Source organism: Klebsiella sp. CN_Kp100 (assembly GCF_040065315.1).
Lineage (GTDB): Bacteria > Pseudomonadota > Gammaproteobacteria > Enterobacterales > Enterobacteriaceae > Klebsiella > Klebsiella oxytoca.
In genome coordinates this window covers 73301-90793 of sequence record NZ_JBEAIJ010000041.1, presented here as the reverse complement: position 1 = coordinate 90793, position 17493 = coordinate 73301, and the positions used below count along the sequence as shown (strand labels likewise).

General features: G+C 56.5%; 14 protein-coding genes and 1 pseudogene. 6 read left to right on the top strand and 9 right to left on the bottom strand.

The window, feature by feature from the left end:
• Positions 1 to 22 precede the first annotated feature (22 nt).
• Positions 23 to 1009, top strand: a complete 987-nt coding sequence (locus ABLV12_RS17585; RefSeq protein WP_004099979.1) for an SIS domain-containing protein — start codon at positions 23 to 25, stop codon at positions 1007 to 1009.
• Between the two features lie 52 nt (positions 1010 to 1061).
• On the opposite strand, the gene ABLV12_RS17580 is transcribed toward ABLV12_RS17585, so the two are convergent.
• From ABLV12_RS17580 to ABLV12_RS17570, 3 genes are all read right to left on the bottom strand, one after another.
• Positions 1062 to 3791 (bottom strand): sigma 54-interacting transcriptional regulator, encoded by a 2730-nt coding sequence (locus tag ABLV12_RS17580; RefSeq protein ID WP_348867190.1) that lies wholly within the window; start codon positions 3789 to 3791, stop codon positions 1062 to 1064.
• A 91-nt stretch (positions 3792 to 3882) separates the two neighbouring features.
• Positions 3883 to 4920: a DUF2157 domain-containing protein gene (locus ABLV12_RS17575; RefSeq protein WP_070557258.1), complete on the bottom strand. Its 1038-nt coding sequence runs from the start codon at positions 4918 to 4920 to the stop codon at positions 3883 to 3885.
• Positions 4921 to 5113: 193 nt separating this feature from the next.
• Complete coding sequence (locus tag ABLV12_RS17570; protein ID WP_023320516.1) at positions 5114 to 5980, bottom strand: helix-turn-helix transcriptional regulator; 867 nt, start codon at positions 5978 to 5980, stop codon at positions 5114 to 5116.
• A 109-nt stretch (positions 5981 to 6089) separates the two neighbouring features.
• Here ABLV12_RS17570 and ABLV12_RS17565 point away from each other — a divergent pair, with 109 nt between their 5' ends.
• Both ABLV12_RS17565 and ABLV12_RS17560 read left to right on the top strand, forming a co-directional pair.
• Positions 6090 to 7517, top strand: a complete 1428-nt coding sequence (locus ABLV12_RS17565) for an MFS transporter (protein WP_004099971.1) — start codon at positions 6090 to 6092, stop codon at positions 7515 to 7517.
• Positions 7518 to 7594: 77 nt separating this feature from the next.
• A complete protein-coding gene (locus ABLV12_RS17560) occupies positions 7595 to 8839 on the top strand; it encodes a mechanosensitive ion channel family protein (RefSeq protein WP_004099968.1) in 1245 nt (414 codons plus the stop codon).
• A 3-nt stretch (positions 8840 to 8842) separates the two neighbouring features.
• On the opposite strand, the gene ABLV12_RS17555 is transcribed toward ABLV12_RS17560, so the two are convergent.
• On the bottom strand, positions 8843 to 9823 hold the full coding sequence (locus ABLV12_RS17555) for a LacI family DNA-binding transcriptional regulator (RefSeq protein ID WP_004099966.1): 981 nt from the start codon (positions 9821 to 9823) through the stop codon (positions 8843 to 8845).
• 211 nt (positions 9824 to 10034) lie between these two features.
• On the opposite strand from ABLV12_RS17555, the gene ABLV12_RS17550 reads away from it, so the two are divergent.
• Positions 10035 to 10433, top strand: a complete 399-nt coding sequence (locus ABLV12_RS17550; protein WP_029496859.1) for an NUDIX domain-containing protein — start codon at positions 10035 to 10037, stop codon at positions 10431 to 10433.
• A 280-nt stretch (positions 10434 to 10713) separates the two neighbouring features.
• On the opposite strand, the pseudogene ABLV12_RS17545 reads toward ABLV12_RS17550, so the two are convergent.
• Positions 10714 to 11327, bottom strand: a pseudogene (locus tag ABLV12_RS17545) (LuxR C-terminal-related transcriptional regulator); the annotation flags it as partial.
• 259 nt (positions 11328 to 11586) lie between these two features.
• Entirely contained in the window at positions 11587 to 12516 is a 930-nt protein-coding gene (locus ABLV12_RS17540; RefSeq protein ID WP_032727914.1) for a LysR family transcriptional regulator, read from the bottom strand.
• A 180-nt stretch (positions 12517 to 12696) separates the two neighbouring features.
• On the opposite strand from ABLV12_RS17540, the gene ABLV12_RS17535 reads away from it, so the two are divergent.
• Together ABLV12_RS17535 and ABLV12_RS17530 are read left to right on the top strand one after the other, a co-directional pair.
• A complete protein-coding gene (locus ABLV12_RS17535) occupies positions 12697 to 13446 on the top strand; it encodes an SDR family oxidoreductase (protein WP_004099957.1) in 750 nt (249 codons plus the stop codon).
• Positions 13447 to 13573: 127 nt separating this feature from the next.
• Positions 13574 to 13990 (top strand): Exc2 family lipoprotein, encoded by a 417-nt coding sequence (locus tag ABLV12_RS17530; RefSeq protein WP_348867189.1) that lies wholly within the window; start codon positions 13574 to 13576, stop codon positions 13988 to 13990.
• A gap of 35 nt (positions 13991 to 14025) precedes the next feature.
• Here the strand turns inward: ABLV12_RS17530 and ABLV12_RS17525 are convergent, their stop codons facing one another.
• The 3 genes from ABLV12_RS17525 to ABLV12_RS17515 are packed head-to-tail and all read right to left on the bottom strand — an operon-like array spanning position 14026 to position 17460.
• Positions 14026 to 15177, bottom strand: coding sequence for a Gfo/Idh/MocA family oxidoreductase (locus tag ABLV12_RS17525; protein WP_049591172.1), 1152 nt, complete (start codon positions 15175 to 15177; stop codon positions 14026 to 14028).
• Complete coding sequence (locus tag ABLV12_RS17520) at positions 15174 to 16202, bottom strand: sugar phosphate isomerase/epimerase (protein WP_064396887.1); 1029 nt, start codon at positions 16200 to 16202, stop codon at positions 15174 to 15176. The genes ABLV12_RS17525 and ABLV12_RS17520 overlap by 4 nt, the downstream gene beginning before the upstream one ends.
• Positions 16203 to 16218: 16 nt before the next feature.
• Positions 16219 to 17460, bottom strand: a complete 1242-nt coding sequence (locus tag ABLV12_RS17515) for an MFS transporter (RefSeq protein WP_325905313.1) — start codon at positions 17458 to 17460, stop codon at positions 16219 to 16221.
• Positions 17461 to 17493: the final 33 nt, after the last annotated feature.

The window sequence follows — 17493 nt, the reverse complement described above, 5'->3', positions numbered from 1 at the left end:
TTTACACCTCAAGGAGACCAATATGTCTATAGCTCAGAAAAACGCCCACCATATTATTCGCGATATTTTAACCAGGCAACGTATTGAACGCGTGTGGTTTGTTGGCTGCGGGGGTTCGTTGACCGGCTTCTGGCCGGGGAAATATTTTCTCGATTGTGAAGCGAAAAAGCTGGCCGTCGGCTATGTGACCAGTAATGAATTTGTCCACGCGACGCCGCAAGCATTAGGGGAAAATAGCGTGGTGATCCTTGCCTCTCAGCAGGGCAACACCGCTGAAACGGTCGAAGCCGCCCGCATCGCGCGTCAAAAAGGCGCGGCTACGATTGGACTGGTATATACCCCCGGCACGCCGCTGTGCGAACACAGCGATTACACTATCGAATACTGCTGGGCTCGCTATCCCGAAACTGTCGATCCGACACAGCAAAAAGCGGCGTACAGCCTGTGGCTGGCGCTGGAGATCCTGGCGCAAACAGAAGGATACGACCATTACGCTGAGATGGTCAGCGCCTTTGCCAGTTTTGAATCCGTGGTGCGCGGCGCTCAGCAGCAGGTGCAAGCGGATGCGCAGCATTTTGCCGAAGCCTGGAAAAGTGAAAAGGTCATTTATATGATGGGCAGCGGTCCTTCGTTCGGCGCCGCGCATCAGGAATCCATCTGTATTCTGCTGGAGATGCAGTGGATTAACTCCGCCAGCATCCATAGCGGCGAGTATTTCCACGGCCCCTTTGAGATTACCGAACCGGGAACGCCGTTCATTTTATTAAAAAGCAGCGGCCGCACCCGTCCGCTGGACGATCGCGCGATCCGCTTTATCGAACGCTATCAGGGAAAACTGCAGATTATTGACGTGGAAAAAGTGGGAATTGATGCGCTTCACGCCAGCGTGCGCGAATATTTCTGCGGCCTGCTGCACAACTGCGTTCTTGATGTGTACAACCTGGCGCTGGCCACCGCCCGCAACCATCCTCTGACCACCCGCCGCTATATGTGGAAAGTCGAATATTAATTCGCTAACCCTCTGCCAGCCCCGGCGACCTGCTCCGGGGCTGCGCTGAGGATTACCAGCGAAAATCGTCAATGCGTAATTCAAAAATATCGTGAATATAACCAATTTCCGCTACCGGCAGCGTCACGTTATAGAGTATTTTCAGGCGCTGAAACGAGTGGTTCACCATAGCAATAAATTCTCCGTGCTGGCGAGAAAATTGCTCAAGATTTTTATAATGGGTAATTTCATTACGCATTACCAGACGCTCAATCATGCAGCTGAGATGCACATACAGGCTAATAATTAAATTATTATTAAAATTAAAGCTAAGCGTGTTTTGCCACTCTGCAATAATAGTCTCGATATGGCTCATCGTTTTACCGGCATTCAGTATCGTCAAGGAGTTGACGACGTTATGCAGAGAAAACTCACGAACCATATTTTTATTAATCAGCGCAATTTGCTTCTCATTGAGATAGCCGCTTAAGAGCTGACTGAGATGCCGATGCCCCTGCTCGCCCAGCAGCTCTTCAATACCTACCCATGGCACCCCCGCCAGCTGTGGGTCGTGCGTACCCACAACCGCAATCACTTCATACTGGTGGAGCAAGGATATCGCCGTGCGGCTATTTTTTAAGCGCGTATACTCGCAGGCGATAATGTTAATATCAAAGTCGCTGAGCAGGCTCTTCTCCATCAGATTTTTAAATTTAAACGCAGTACCGATTCCGGTAATGCAGGTCACCAGCAGAGCACGCTCTTTTTTTTCTGTCGGCCAGAAGACATCCCAGCGCGACTGATTGAGCGGCACGATCTCTTCGGCAATATGTTCGATATTTTTCCCCAGCGCGATCTCGCTGGCGACGTTCAGCGCCATGCGCGTCGTGACGTTATCCACCACCACCAGCGGGCCGTTAATCACCGACAAAAGCGCATCGGCAATCTCTTTGGTATAGCCCATATCGATAAGCACCATGACTCCGGCTCGGGTATCGGTATGCTGGAGATAATCAACCACGGCGCGGCTGACGTCGCTGAACGCCACCTCCATCGGCATGTCCATCGCCTGGTAGATCTTCTCGCCAATCAGGCGATTGGCGACCCCCGCAATGCTGCTGGCGGTCGAATAGCCGTGGGCGATAATCACCGCTTTCACTTTTCCGCCGCTGGTCGCATCAATCGCATTGCTGACGATAGCGGCAACCGCCAGGCGGTCAAGCGTATCGATGAGCAGATCGTATTTGTTATTGACGACATCCAGTAGTTTGCCCGCGATACGCTGCGCCAGCCCCGCTGAGGACTCCAGCCAGCGCTGCATCACCAGACGCGCGGGCTCGGCAACGCTGCGCGGAGCAAGAGGCAGGCTGGTCAGGTAGCGGCCAGTAAGATAGGCGAATTCGGCATTCAGCTGGAGATCGTAATTGGCGGCGATCGCCTTGCCCACATCCTCAATAAAGCGCAGCCGCTTGTCCTGAAGAGAGACCGCGCTCTCCTGATTCATCAACGCATCGAGATAGAGCGTCACGTTTTGATAAATGAGCTTTTCAAAGGTCCTTGCGCTGATATTGTCCTTCCCGAGTTCCTCGCAGAGGCTGCAAATATTTTCCGTTAGCCGTTGATACTCAAGATGACGACCGGAAAACAAAGGCTGCGCGTCGCCATCGCGGTAAATCATGACCCGTTCGCTATTTTGCTGAAGAGAAAAAGGCGCATCCGCCAGCAACCGGTCGGGCAGTAAACCCGCTTTTATCTGTAAAAGATCGCTATCCCGCTCGCCAAATGTCCAGGCGCTGGCGCAAATATTGCGGATCAAATTCTCTAGTCCGCCGACGTTACCCTCGAGCGTTTCGCGCATCAGCTGGCTGATGATTTCGCCGTCCAGCGCCAGATCGTGATGTAATCGCTGCGCTTCACGGCGAAAAAAGTGATGGATAAACGCCAGTCTTTCATACTGTCCACGCTCGGCGATCGGCAGGATTTTGACGATCACCGGAATACGACGAATAAAAGTCGCCAGGAAGTGCTTTTCCAGATCCTCCGTTGAAGCAAAAATCAGCCGTACCGTGGCGCTGCGCTCCTCGCTGCTCTCCCCCAGCCGCCGCCAGCTACCGTTATCCATAAAATGGAACAGCTTCTCCTGTCCTTCGGGGGGCAGACGATGAACCTCATCAATAAACAGTACCCCGCCGTTGCTGGTCTCGATAAGACCGGGGACTGATTTATCCGCACCGGTAAAGGCGCCCTTCGCGTGCCCGAATAATTTCGAGGTCAGCAGCTCTGGATTATTCGCGTACTCAGCGCAGTTAAACACGGTAAAAGGCGCATCAGCAGGCAAAACGCCCTGTTCCATCGCATAACGCCAGAGCTGGCGCGCAAGGAAACTTTTCCCCGTGCCGGTGGGACCGCGCAGCAGAAGCGGTAGACCTGCGCCGGGGTAGCTGATGGCGGCCTTGCACTGCCGCAAAGCTTCCTGCAGGCTGCCCTGAGCGCCTATCAGCTGCGCCAGACTATCCTGGCGCTCAGCGCACAGGGCCTGAAGGGAAGCGTATTCGCCGTGTCGAACCGCGAGGCGGTGGTGGTCGCGCAGCGCGGCAATGGGTAAAAACAGCACCGGGCGACCATTTACTTTGACCACCCGCTGCTCGCGATGGAGATTATTCAGATGATGGCTGATGATACTGCGTTTTTGCTTCAGGCTATCGGCAATCGCCATCGCATTAAACTCGCCAAGCGCTTCCGCGGTCAGCGGTCGCCCGACGATCCGTTGTTCTAGCTGGCGAAAAATCGACTCCTTATTCATCTTGCGCCCCTGTCAAAAGCGTAAAATTCGCTTATACGACAATTCGCGTAAGACGTCGCTGCCCCCTGCCACACTTCTTAAAAAAGCTTAATTATTCATGGGTTACCCTTCCCGCATGCCAGATGCGCTCCGCATAGCGGCCAATTACCGCCAGCGAGACTGCGAGGATCAGGAAAAATGCGACTTTGTGCATGCCATCCCAGAAGAACTCGAAGAAACGGGTATAGAGGTTGATCGCCAGGAACGTCAGACCGAAGCCGCGCAGCATGCCGTCGTCGGTTTTCAGGCTGATATAGATACAGATCCCCGCCGCCACGGCGAACAGCAGCCCCCACGGCAGCAGCTGCCTTTGCGCTATGCTGGACCAGCTATCCAGGTCATAGTTGCCAAAAATCGACAGGATCCACAGGGCGATAAACAGATAGATCAGCCCCATCGCTTTACTGACGGTAAACAGCTGGCGCTGGCGCAAAGCGTGTTGCGCGCCGTAGCAGAGCGCAAGCAGCGCGCCGCCGAACAGCACGAAGCGGATCGGGTAGTTCATGCCCAGCCAGTAGGCGCCCCAGCCCGAAACGTAGCCGGTTTCTGCACCGAACCAGTTGCCCAGCGACAGCAGAAAAAAGAGCCACACCAGCCCGGAGCGGGCAAAAAAGCCAATCGCGCCGTAAATCAGGCATCCGGCCAGGAACAGCGGCGCGACATGACCGCTGCCGGTATCCAGACGTTCGCCAAGCTGCCACAGCGCCACGGCGGTAAAAATAACCCCCAGAAAGAGGATCGCCTCGGTGCTGTAGTGCCACTGCGTTTCCCGCCGCTGGCGGCGAAAACCCCAGGCGTAGCAGGCCACCGCCAGCAGCGCGGGCAGGATGATTCGCGTCAGCGCCGAGCGGCTGAACAGGCTCAGCAGAAGCTCAATCAGGGCGCTGTCGGCAAACAGGCTGCCCAGCGCGACCAGCACGCAGGCCAGCGCGGTCCAGAACGCATAGCGGCTCAGCCGCTGCCAGTCGAAGGGAGAGACGCGCAGCGTTTGCGCCAGCCGCTGGCTATCCTCAGGGGCTAAATCGCCGCTGGCCTGCCACGCCTTTAGCGCGCGCTGAATAATGCGCTGCTCTTTACGGGTAATATTCATGGGCATTCCTTGAGACTGATGACAAACCTTTTTTTGGCTATTGTGCTCGCACTTCTGCCGGGCGGCGCCTTGCCGGACCTACGAAAAACCGCAATATCAACCTGCTATGCGATGCTCTGTAGGCCTGCGCAAGCATCGCGCCGCCGGGCTGTTCCTGAAGATTGCACTTTGTCAGCAATCTGATTCCTTGTCATTAGTGTTTATCCAGCCACGCCAGGGCCCGTTCGCCCATTTCATCCATCGGCAAATAGACCAGCAGGCGCGAGCCGTTGCGCGGGGCCGAGTACCAGTACATCTGCTGCAGGCTGAAGCGTCCGAGCTGCGGATGGTTAAAGTTTTTCACCTGATTTTCCACCCCGCGCACCTCATAGCGCTGATGCCAGAGAGACTCAAACTCCGCCGACGCGGCAAAAAAGCGCGCCAGCTTATTCTCCCACAGCGGATCGCCGCGGTGCTCCGCCATCGCCGCGCGAAAATAGGAGACAAACGTCGCCAGCACATCGCGATTTTCAATACGGCTGCGCCAGGTTTCATTGGTCAGATACAGATAAATACAGTTGCGATCCTCTTCCGGAATGGTGGCGAAATCGATGCCCATCAGGCGGCAGAAGCTGTCGTTCCAGGCCACAATATCGAAGCTCGGCTTCTGAATACTGGCGGGCTGAGGCATCAGGCTATCAAGCATCCGCCGGGTGCCGGGGCTGATGCCTTCGCATACCGTGACCTGCGCGGCTTCCGGCGGCGTCAGTCCGGCCAGGACAAACAGGTGCCGGGTCTCCAGCGGGCTGCACTGCAGCGCGTTCGCCACCGACACCAGCACGGACTCGGACGGATTAACGTCCCGCCCCTGCTCCAGCCAGGTGTACCAGGTGACGCCGACCTCCGCCAGCATCGCCACCTCTTCCCGCCGCAGACCCGGCGTGCGTCGTCGGCCAACGCGCGGCAACCCCAGGCGCTGCGGATCGAGGCTCTCACGCCGGGCGCGCAGAAATGCCCCCAGCTGTTTACGGGCATCATCGGGCGCGGCGATCGTCGATTCACGTTGCGGCATGGTCGTCATAAAACCTCCAGCATGGTAGTGCCAATACCAGTATAAGCAGGAACTGGTACCCGTTTAATTTATCGGTGATGCTACGGCCATCCGCTGAATGACGCAATGGAGAGATCCGATGAATTCGTCTGCTGTTTCACCCGGCCGCGCCGGTTTATTCCTTCTGTTGACCGGCCAGATGCTGCCGCTGATCGACACCTCGATCGCCAACGTCGCGCTGGACTCCATCACCCAATCGCTGAACGCCAGCGCCACCCAGCTGGAGCTGATTGTCGCGCTGTACGGCGTCGCCTTTGCCGTCTGCCTGGCGATGGGCAGCAAACTTGGCGATAACTATGGCCGCCGCCGTCTGTTTATGTGGGGCGTGGCGATTTTTGGCGTCGCCTCCCTGCTGTGCGGAATGGCAAACTCTATCACCACGCTGCTGGCGGCGCGCACGGTTCAGGGCGCCGGCGCGGCGCTAATCGTGCCGCAGATCCTCGCCACGCTGCATATCACCCTCAAAGGCAACGCCCACGCCCGAGCCATCAGCCTGTACGGCGGCATTGGCGGTATCGCCTTTATCGTCGGTCAGATGGGCGGCGGCTGGCTGGTCTCGGCGGATATCGCCGGTTTAGGCTGGCGGAATGCCTTCTTTATTAATGTGCCGATCTGCCTGCTGGTGCTGGCCTTTAGTCCGCGATACGTCCCGGAGACCCGGCGCGAAGCGCATTCGCGCATCGACTGGCAGGGCACCTTCAGCCTTGCGCTGATCCTCTGCTGCCTGCTGTTTCCGATGGCGCTGGGGCCGGAGCTGCACTGGCCGTGGACGCTGCAGCTGATGTTAGCTGCGGTGCTGCCGCTGCTGGTCTGGATGCGGGCCAGCGCGCTGAGCAAACAGCAGCGCGGCGAGCAGCCGCTATTGCCACCTCGCCTGCTGAAGCTCACCAGCATTCGCTTTGGCATGGCCATCGCCCTGCTCTTTTTCAGCGCCTGGTCCGGATTTATGTTCTGTATGGCGTTGACCATGCAGGCCGGTCTGGGAATGGCGCCGTGGCAGTCCGGGAATAGCTTTATCGCGCTCGGCGTGGCCTACTTCATCTCCGCGCTGTACGCGCCGAAGCTGATTGCCCGCTACAGCATGGGACGCATTTTGCTGACTGGCCTATCGGTGCAGATTGTCGGCCTGCTGCTGCTGTGCGCGACCTTTTATCGCCTCGCTACCCACACCAGCACCCTGGCGCTGGTCCCCTCCACGGCGCTTATCGGCTACGGGCAGGCGCTGATCGTGAATAGCTTTTATCGCATCGGGATGCGCGACATCAGCGCTTCTGACGCCGGGGCCGGGAGCGCAATTCTCAGCACCCTGCAGCAGGCGACGCTGGGCCTGGGCCCGGCAATTCTCGGGTCGCTATTCTTAACTCTCGCCCAGCGCAGCGGCGGCGACTATCCCCGGGCGCTGATCGATTTCCTGGCGGTGGAAGTGGTGATGATGCTGGTGCTGGGCGCCATCGCGCTGTGGCTACGCCGACACCTTAACGTCCGTCCGGCGGTAGCGACGCCATAATTCACATCGGCGTAACCTGCGATTTGCATAATAGACATCCAGCGGTCATCATAACCGCTGGATGTAAAGGAGACGTTATGCAGGAATTAATATCGCACATCGCCGCATTAGGCATCAAAATTACCCCCACCACCTCACTCATTATTATCTTCGGCATTATTTTTCTGACGGCGATTGTCGTTCACCTTATTCTGCACAAAGTGGTGCTGCGCACCTTCGAAAAGCGGGCGCAGGCCAGCAGCCACCTATGGTTGCAAATTATTACCCAGAACAAATTATTTCATCGTCTGGCCTTCACCCTGCAGGGGATTATCGTCAACGTGCAGGCGGTACTATGGCTGCAAAAAGGCAGCGAGGCGGCGGAAATACTCACTACCTGCGCGCAGCTGTGGGTGATGATCTACGCGATGCTGTCCTTCTTTTCGCTGCTGGACGTGGTGTTCAATTTATCGCAGAAATTCGCCACCGCTTCTCAGCTGCCGCTTAAAGGGATATTTCAGGGAATTAAGCTGGTCTGCGCGATTATTGTCGGCATTCTGGTTATCTCCTTACTGATTGGCCAGTCGCCGGCGATTCTGATTAGCGGCCTCGGCGCGATGGCCGCGGTACTGATGCTGGTGTTTAAAGACCCCATTCTTGGCCTGGTGGCAGGTATTCAGCTCTCCGCCAACGATATGCTCAAGCTCGGCGACTGGCTGGAGATGCCGAAATATGGCGCCGACGGCGCGGTGATCGACATCGGCCTGACCACGGTGAAGGTGCGCAACTGGGATAATACCATCACCACTATTCCCACCTGGTCGCTGGTTTCCGACTCGTTTAAAAACTGGAGCGGTATGTCGGCATCCGGCGGTCGCCGGATTAAGCGCAGCCTGAATATCGATACCACCAGCATTCATTTTCTCGATGAACAGGAGCAGCAGCGCTTAATTCAGGCCCGGCTGCTGAAGCCGTATATGGATTCGCGTCATCAGGAAATTAGCCTGTGGAACCAGCAGAACGCCACCGACCAGTCGGTGCTAAACCAGCGCAAAATGACCAATATCGGCACCTTCCGCGCTTATTTGCAGGAGTATTTACGCAACCATTCGCGCATCCGTAAGGACATGACGCTGATGGTGCGCCAGCTGGCTCCGGACGCCAGCGGCCTGCCGATTGAGATTTACTGCTTCACCAACACCGTGGTGTGGGCGGAGTATGAGAGCATTCAGGCGGATATTTTCGACCACGTTTTTGCCGTGGTTGATGAGTTCGGCCTGCGGATTCACCAGTCCCCCACCGGCAACGATATTCGTTCGCTGGCGGGCGCGGTATCCGGGTAAAACTCAGGTGCTGGCGCGGGGGATCACGCGCCAGTCCATCATCACCCGCTCGACCGCAGCGTCGGGATTATCGATTCTCTTCATCAGTAGCGTCACGGCGGTACGGCCAATCTCGCGCGAAGGCTGTTCCACGGTGGTCAACTGCGGTGATACCACTTCGGCCAGTTCGGTACCATCAAAACCGATTACCGCGATATCTTCCGGCACCCGCAATCCGGCCTGAGCGATAGCCCGCAGCGCGCCCGCCGCCAGCGAATCTGAGACCGCAAATACCGCATCCGGTTTCTCTTTCTGCGCCAGCAGCGTTTCCATCGCCCGGGTACCGGCGGCGGCGCTCAGGTCGCTGGCGTAGGTGACCTGTTGATACGCCAGCTCGCGAACGTGCAGCACGCTTTTGTAGCCGCGCTCGCGCAGGCGCGAGTAGCGATAGCTGAGATCGTGGTTGATTAAGGCAATGCGTTTTCGCCCGCCGTCAACCAGCCGGGAAACGGCGCCCTGCGCCGCGTCGACATCGTTGATGCCCACGCAGGAGATGCTGCCGTTATCGGCATATTCCGCGCACTGCACCCAAGGTGCGTCGCCGATCATGGTGGTCAGTTCCGGCAGGCTGGAGAGCGCGTTCATGGTGATGATGCCGTCGACCATTTTGCCGGAGAGCAGCTGCAGGCCAGAGGTAGAGCGGGCCAAATCCGAGCCGGAATTACACAGCAGGATCCGGTAGCCGTTCTTTTCCGCCTCTTCTTCAATACCCTTGACCACCTCGGCGCAAAAGGGGTTAGCGATATTAGAGACCATCACCAGAATCATATTGCTGCGGGCCGTTCGCAGCTGGCGGGCCAGCAGATTAGGCTGGTAGTTACTCTCTTTGATCGCCTGCAGCACACGTTCGCGATTCTTCGCTTTAACGGTATCGCTGTTATTCAATACCCGCGATACCGTCGCCACCGAGACGCCCGCCAGGCGAGCGATTTTCTGAATTGACATAGAGGCTGCACTTCCCGCATAGACGTTATATTTCGCAGGCTATCATAAATGAGCGCCGCCCGCGCCGTCAGCAGGTTTTGCGAGAATTGACGGGATTGATTAGCACGCTAAGGCCGTTATCATGATGGCCCAGGCGTTGTTTCGCCAGAAGCGAAACGAACGCGGGTCGTTGAACACTATCGGTATATAACTGGGGTATCTCTTGAACACCATAAAAAATATTCACATCGCGGCGGCAACGATCGTCGACGGTCAAGGACGCTGTCTTTTAGTACGCAAACGAGGGACTGAGTACTTTATGCAGCCCGGTGGAAAGCCTGAAATCGGGGAAACCCCGGAAGCGGCGCTGATCCGCGAGCTCAAAGAGGAGCTCAACTTTAGCGTTTCACCTGAAGAACTGGTTCCGGTCGGCCGTTTCACCGATACGGCGGCAAACGAGCCGGGCCATACGGTCTCTGCGGATATCTTTCAGATAGCCACCAACAGAGCGAATTTTACACCGACGGCCGAAATAGAAGAAGTTATCTGGTATACGCCGGGCCAGGATCGGCATATTAAGCTTGCTCCTCTTACCGAGAATCACCTGCTTCCTCTGCTGAAAGGGGCGTAAGCTCGCCGGACACCGCGAAAGAGTTAGCTCATTTGTCTGCAAGTCAAAATCCACGCTGCCATCGTCCCGGTGGCGCTACGGCGGCTTCCAGACAAAGCCAGTTCAGGCCGAAGCGCCCCATTTCACCGAGAAGCATTGCCCGCTTCTTCCGGTGAAGATTTAGCACATCCTTCTGATTTACTTCCCTGCAAACTGCGACGTGTTTTAGCGCTTAAAAACGCCTGGTTTTGTACGCCAGATCATATTTCGCCAGACAATCCTTTCCCCTATAATCCAAAAGAAAGCGGTAGACGCTGCGGGTATCGCACGCCATGATGCGGGCGATATCCTGACTGGAGTGCCCGTCCGCCAGCAGGCGCAGCGTCTTCATTTCATGCTCCGTCAGCGACGGTGTGCGCCGGCAGCGAAGATTTCGCCCCAGCATGATGCGTTTTATTTTCTTGATTAAGCTGCTTAAGCCATCGTTGACCTCTACCACCGACCATAATAACCCGGAGCGCAACATCCAAAAATTAGCCATAGGCAGCATGCTCTTATCCGCGAGTAAAATAACTTTCAGCCCGGTCTCCTGCAGTTTTTCAGCCCACTCCTCATGCAGAAAATACAAAATATTGTCGAGGGAGAAATCCACCACCACCATTCCTTCAGGCAGAAAACAGGTAATTTCACGGAAAACCAAATCATTAACCGCTCGCTTAAAATAATAGTTTTTATCTGGCCATACAGAAAATTTCCTCTCTCCGCAAAGGGATCGCTCCATTTTATCTTCCGCTTCAATAGGGCAGTTTAAACCACACGCCATACATTTAATCTCATGGTCACCTGCCGGCATTACGCTTACCTCTTGAGTGGTTAAAAATATTTTCCAAAAGATACAGATGGAATATCAAACATACTATAAACAAAAACCCCTGCCGCTATTATATTGACTATAAATATAGAAAATAAAAGACTAATTTATACTTCCAGACCGTAAGGAAAATAACGTTAACAGATCCTATTAAATATTTTAATAGAATCTCCATATAATTTAACTATATCATATAATATATATCAAAACATATGTGACCTGATTCCCTTAGTCGAAGCGAGCATAATATTTTTTTGTGACTTAATTTATCATCACGCAATACATAAAATTCGCAGGCTATCATCATTCTTTGGTTCTTGTGGGCAATGACCCCTTCACCGCCGCCGGGAATGTCTCCGCCAGCCAGTCGATAAATACGCGCAGCCGGGATGTGACATGGCGATTCTGCGCATAAACCACGTGGAAGGGATAAGGAGCCGGACGCCATTTATTCAATATTTCCACCAGTAACCCGTTCGCCAGCGCATTTCTCAGCGAATATGAGAAGGTCTGAACAATCCCCAGCCCAGCCTCCGCTGCCGCAATATGCGCGTTGCTCTCATTTACGCCAAGGTGATGTTCCGTTTTGATCTCTTGCGCGATGCCGTTAGCCAGAAAGCGGAACGGGAAGGCTCTTCCGCTGGCGGGAGATAAATAGCCGACCAGCCGATGTCCGTTCTTCAACTCATCGGGATACGCGGGAACACCATAAAGCCTGAAATAGCCAGGCGTGGCGCAGGTCACGATCGTCGCTTCGCCGATTTTGCGCGCGATCAGCGTCGAGTCGTCCAGCGGACCGCCTCTGATCGCGCAGTCGATATTGCCGCTGATAAGGTCCGAGGGGCTGTCGGCAACCGCCAGGTCGATACGAATATCCGGATAGGTTGCCATAAAATCAGCCAACAGCGGGATCAGCACGTCGCGAGCGGTGGAGCCGCCTACCGCGACGCGCAGATGCCCTTTTGGTTTATTGCGGGCAGCGCGAAATGAGGCATCCACCTCATCCAGTTCTTTCAGAATCCGCACCGCTTTTTCATAGTATTCACGCCCTTCCGGCGTGACGGTAATGCGTCGGGTCGTGCGCTGCAGCAGGCACACGCCAAGATGCGATTCAAGCTGTTGAATCGCTTTACTCAGGGTGGCATTGGGCATATTCAGGGAGTCTGCGGCCCGGGTAAAACTGTTGGCTTCGACAACGCGCGTAAAAACTTTAAGGGCTGAAAACCGATCCATTATTCATTTTTCCTGATAATAGCCGCTGATTATTCACCAGTGTGAAGAGTGTTTTTCACATTACTCCGTTTTTTGCATCCGTGGCTGACGGTAGAGTGACTCCCGTACTCAGTCGCCAGGTGGTCACGGTAAGTGGATGACTCAATTGGCATATTCATACTTTAGTTAAGGAAGTGCACCATGAGTAAAAAACTTTCGGCAAAAATCGCGTTAGTCACCGGCGGCACCTCGGGTATCGGCCTGGCATCAGCCCGGGAGTTGGCCTCGCAGGGAGCGACGGTCTATATCACCGGTCGCCGTCAGGAAGAGCTTGATGCGGCGGTCGCGTTAATCGGTCCCGCCGCCAGCGGGATCCGCGCCGATGCCTCGATATTAAGCGACCTCGATAGGGTGTTTTCGACCATTGCCAGTGAATCAGGGCGACTGGATGTGCTTTTTGCCAATGCGGGCGGCGGCGATATGATGCCGCTGGGCGCCATAACGGAAGAGCACTTCGATCGCATTTTCGCTACCAACGTGCGCGGCGTGCTGTTCACCGTCCAGAAGTCCTTGCCGCTGTTGACCCAGGGGGCTTCCATCATCCTTACCGGCTCGACCGCGGCGGTGAAAGGCACCGCGAACTTCAGCGTGTACAGCGCCAGTAAGGCCGCCGTGCGTAACCTGGCCCGCTCATGGGCGCTGGACCTGAAGGCACGCGGTATCCGCGTGAATGTGGTCAGCCCGGGGCCCGTCCGTACGCCCGGCCTGGGAGGACTTGTCGCGGAAGAGCAGCGCCAGGGACTCTTTGATATGCTGGCCGCCGACGTCCCGCTGGGCCGCATTGGCGAGCCCGAGGAGGTCGCTAAAACCGTCGCTTTTCTGGCGTCAGACGACGCGAGCTTTATTAACGCCGCTGAAATCTACGTTGATGGCGGGCTGGCGCAGATCTAAAAAATGCTGCCTGAAGCCCCTTGGATTCATGGGTCTTCAGGTGCTACCGTACATCTATAATTAGCCGTTTTGTTCTGTAGCCGAATGATCGGTGTACCTGTTCTAATAATTATGGATGATGATATCAATGAAACTCAAAATAGCGCTTATCGCGCTCGGCTGTTCGCTCACCGCCCTTTCCGGTTGTACCTCCTCAAAATCTTCCCCGGAACGCCACGCTTACTATTTTGTCTCACACCGCAGCGATTTCGTCGGCGGTAACTTCGTTAGTAACCGTCAGGAAAACTACCGCTTAAATCTGCCGACCTTTACCGAAATCTATGCCCGTGGCCAGCAGGACAAAAAATCGGGAATGAGCGAAGGCTATGCCCGTCGTACCGCCGACGCTATCAGGCAGCAGGTGGCTGAGGGCACAAAAACCCAGCACGCGTTCACCGGTAACGCCAGCGATAAATGGGACAACGAAATGGAAAATAAGGATGCCGTATTGTTCGGTAACGAACTGGCCGGGACGTATCTTGATGGCTATTTTGGCGTGAAATAACACAGCGGGTGCGCTAAATGCGCACCCGCCTTCTGCTATCTTTCCACCTTCACCCAGCGCTGCTGCTGATGGCTTTTCACTATCGCCGCAATGATGTACATCACGTCCGCCCCCTCGTAGAACGAAGCGAAACGCCGCGACGATGCCGGCGGCATTCGACCGGCGCGCACCGCCTGATAAAAGCTCAGCATCATATTTTTAAACGCATCGGGCCAGCCTTCATTATGCCCGCCGGGGAAGTGGGCGCTGGCGGCGGCCTCGTCGAGCATCAGGCTCGGATCGTCGCTCAGCAGCTGGTTTGGCCGCTGGCGATGGCCAATCCACAGCCGCTGCGGCACCTCCTGATCCCAGGCCAGCGAACAGCGGCTGCCGCCGATCTCCACCGTCAGGCCGTTTTTTCTCCCGGCGCTGACCTGCGAAACGATAAAGCTCCCCTTGCTGCCATCGTCGAAGCGAAACAGGACCGACCCCAAATCTTCGGTATCGACGGGCCGCGCTTCATACGCGGTACCATCGCGATGCTGGCTGAACGTCGCGTCGCCGGCCACGGGCGCCTGGCGCGTCGGCCAGACGATAGACAGATCCGCCATCACCTCCACAATGCGTCGGCCGGTCATAAACTGCACCGTATCGCACCAGTGGGAACCAATGTCGGCCATCGCCCGCGAGGCCCCGCCCTGCGCCGAATCCACGCGCCAGTTATAGTCACTCTCCAGCAGCATCCAGTCCTGCAAATAGCTGCCGTGCGCCGCAAACAGCCTCCCGACGTCGCCGTTGCGCATCATCGCCGCCGCCTGCTGCACCATGGCAAACTGGCGATACACAAAGCTGACCCCATGAACCACCCCGGCGCTTTCCGCCAGCGCCACCAGCTCGCGGGCCTCCTCGGTGGTCATGCAGAGCGGTTTCTCTGAAAAAACGTGCAGACCGGCGGAGAGGATCTGTCGGTTAATCCGCGCATGCAGGTGGTTCGGCGTACAGTTATGCACCACCTGCAATCCGGGATGCGCCAGAAGCGCCTCGACGCTACCGTAGGCGTGCGCCACGTTGAGCTGGCGCGCCTTCTGCTGCGCCACTTCCAGCGAACCGTCGCACAGCGCCACCACCTCGATGTCGCCCACCCGGCGCAGCGCTTCCAGATGCGCCGGCCCGATAAATCCGGAGCCAATAATGCCGACCTGAATCATTCTTCCCCCTCCTTGCCTGCGGCGAAATCATCAAACGCCCGCCCGGAGACCGGGATGATATGGCGGCGGATAAACTCGCTGCCTTCGCGCGCGCCAACCTCCGCATCCTTCAGGCAGCACTCCCACTCCAGCACCGCCCAGCCGTCAAAATCATATTCTGTGAGCTTGCTGAAAATCGTTTTGAAATCGATCTGCCCGTCGCCCAGCGAACGAAAACGCCCCGCTCGCTGCTGCCAGTTCTGATAGCCGCCGTAGACCCCGCTACGCCCGCTGCGGCGGAATTCGGCATCTTTGACGTGAAACGCTTTGATCCGCGAATGATAGATATCGATGTAACCCAGGTAGTCCATCTGCTGAAGATGTAGATGGCTGGGGTCATAGAGCATATTGCAGCGCGGATGGTTATCGACCCGCTGCAGGAAACGCTCAAATGTCACGCCATCATGCAGGTCTTCGCCGGGATGGATTTCGTAGCAGACATCCACGCCCTGCTCGTCAAAAACGTCCAGCAGCGGTCGCCAGCGCCGGGCCAGTTCATCGAAGGCCTCATAAAGAAGCGGCTGATTATGCGGCGGCCACGGATAAAAATAAGGCCACGCCAGCGCGCCGGAAAAGGTGGCGTGCGCCTTCAGGCCCAGACGCGCCGAGGCCACCGCTGCCTGGCGCACTTTCTCGACCGCCCACTGCTGGCGCGCCTGCGGGTTACCGCGCAGCGCCGCGGGCGCAAACGCGTCAAAGGCCTTATCATAAGCCGGATGGACGGCCACCAGCTGTCCCTCAAGATGAGTGGACAGCTCGCTGATCGCCAGGCCCTGTTCCGCCAGTATGCCGCTCACCTCATCGCAGTAGCTCTGACTTGCGGCGGCGCGTTCAACGTCGAAAATCGCCGGATGGTTGCAGGGGATCTGCAATGCCTGATAGCCCAAACCTGCGGCCCACTGCGCCACGCCCTCCAGGGTATTAAACGGCGCCTGCGGGCCGATAAACTGCGCCAGAAAAATGCCCGGTCCTTTAATGGTTTTCATACCACCTCCTGAAAAATTAACGCTGCTCTTTCTCGTTGTACTGGAAAGAGAAAAGGAAAATCAGCGCGATAACCGCAGCGGCCACCGCCGGGATCCACCAGAAAGTCACCCACGCCTGCGGCACGCTCTGGCCGGCGACCAGATGGTTATACAGCGCGCCGGAGATCTGCGATCCCAGCAGCATACCGATGCCATAGGTGAACATAACAATCATGCTCTGCGCCTGGCCTTTGACCTTCTCACCGGCCACGCGATCGGTATAAATAAAGCCGACTACAAAGAAAAAGTCGTAGCAGACGCCGTGCAGCAGGATGCCCAGATAGAGCAGGAACCGCCCCTCTTCGCTGACGCCAAGGGCAAAGAAGGCGTAGCGTACGAACCACGCCGCCATGCCGATCAGCAGCATGTATTTAACCCCCAGGCGGCGGAACAGCAGCGGGATCACCAGCATAAAGAAGATTTCTGACATCTGACCGAAAGACATCGCGGTGCTGACGTCCGCCACCCCGGCATCCGCCAGATAAGAGGCGGTGTAGGCGTAGTAGGTCCCGAGCGGAATCGAAATCAGCGTCGCGCAGAGGGAGAAAATGAGGAAGTGGCGCGTTTTTAGCAGCGCGAAAGCGTCGGCGCACAGCAGGTCGCGAAACTGTACCGGCGTCCCCTTCGCCGGAGCCGGCGTATGCGGCAGCGTCAGACTATAAACGGCCAGCGCCACCGAGCAGAGCGCCGCCAGGGTAAAAATGCCGGTGGTATCGGAGATACCGGTGACGCCGATAAAGATACCGGCGATGATCCAGCCGATAGTGCCGAAGACGCGCACCACCGGGAAGGTTTTATCGACGTTCGCCAGGCTGTGGAAAGCGATATTGTTGGTCAGCGCCAGCGTCGGCATATAGCACAGGGTATAGCCGAACAGCAGGCCGATCAGCAGCGCGCCGTTTTGCGCCACCAGCGCCTGCGGGACAAACCACAGAATAACCGCACCGGCCAGATGCATCACCGCCATCACCTTCTGCGAAGCGAAAAAGCGATCGACCAGCATCCCCAGCACAAACGGTGAGAGAATAGAGGCAATCGGCCCGGCGGAGAAGGCATCGCCAATCAGCAGCGACATCCCATAGCGGGTCATCACCAACCCCAGCGTCACCGACCAGCTTCCCCAGATAAAAAACTGCATAAACATCATTAACGACAGCCGCGGCACCAGAAAACGGTGGGCTACGCGGGGTGTTTCACGACCTTCGGTTGTTGTGACCATTTCGACCGCCCTCAAAAAGTAATCGATTACAAA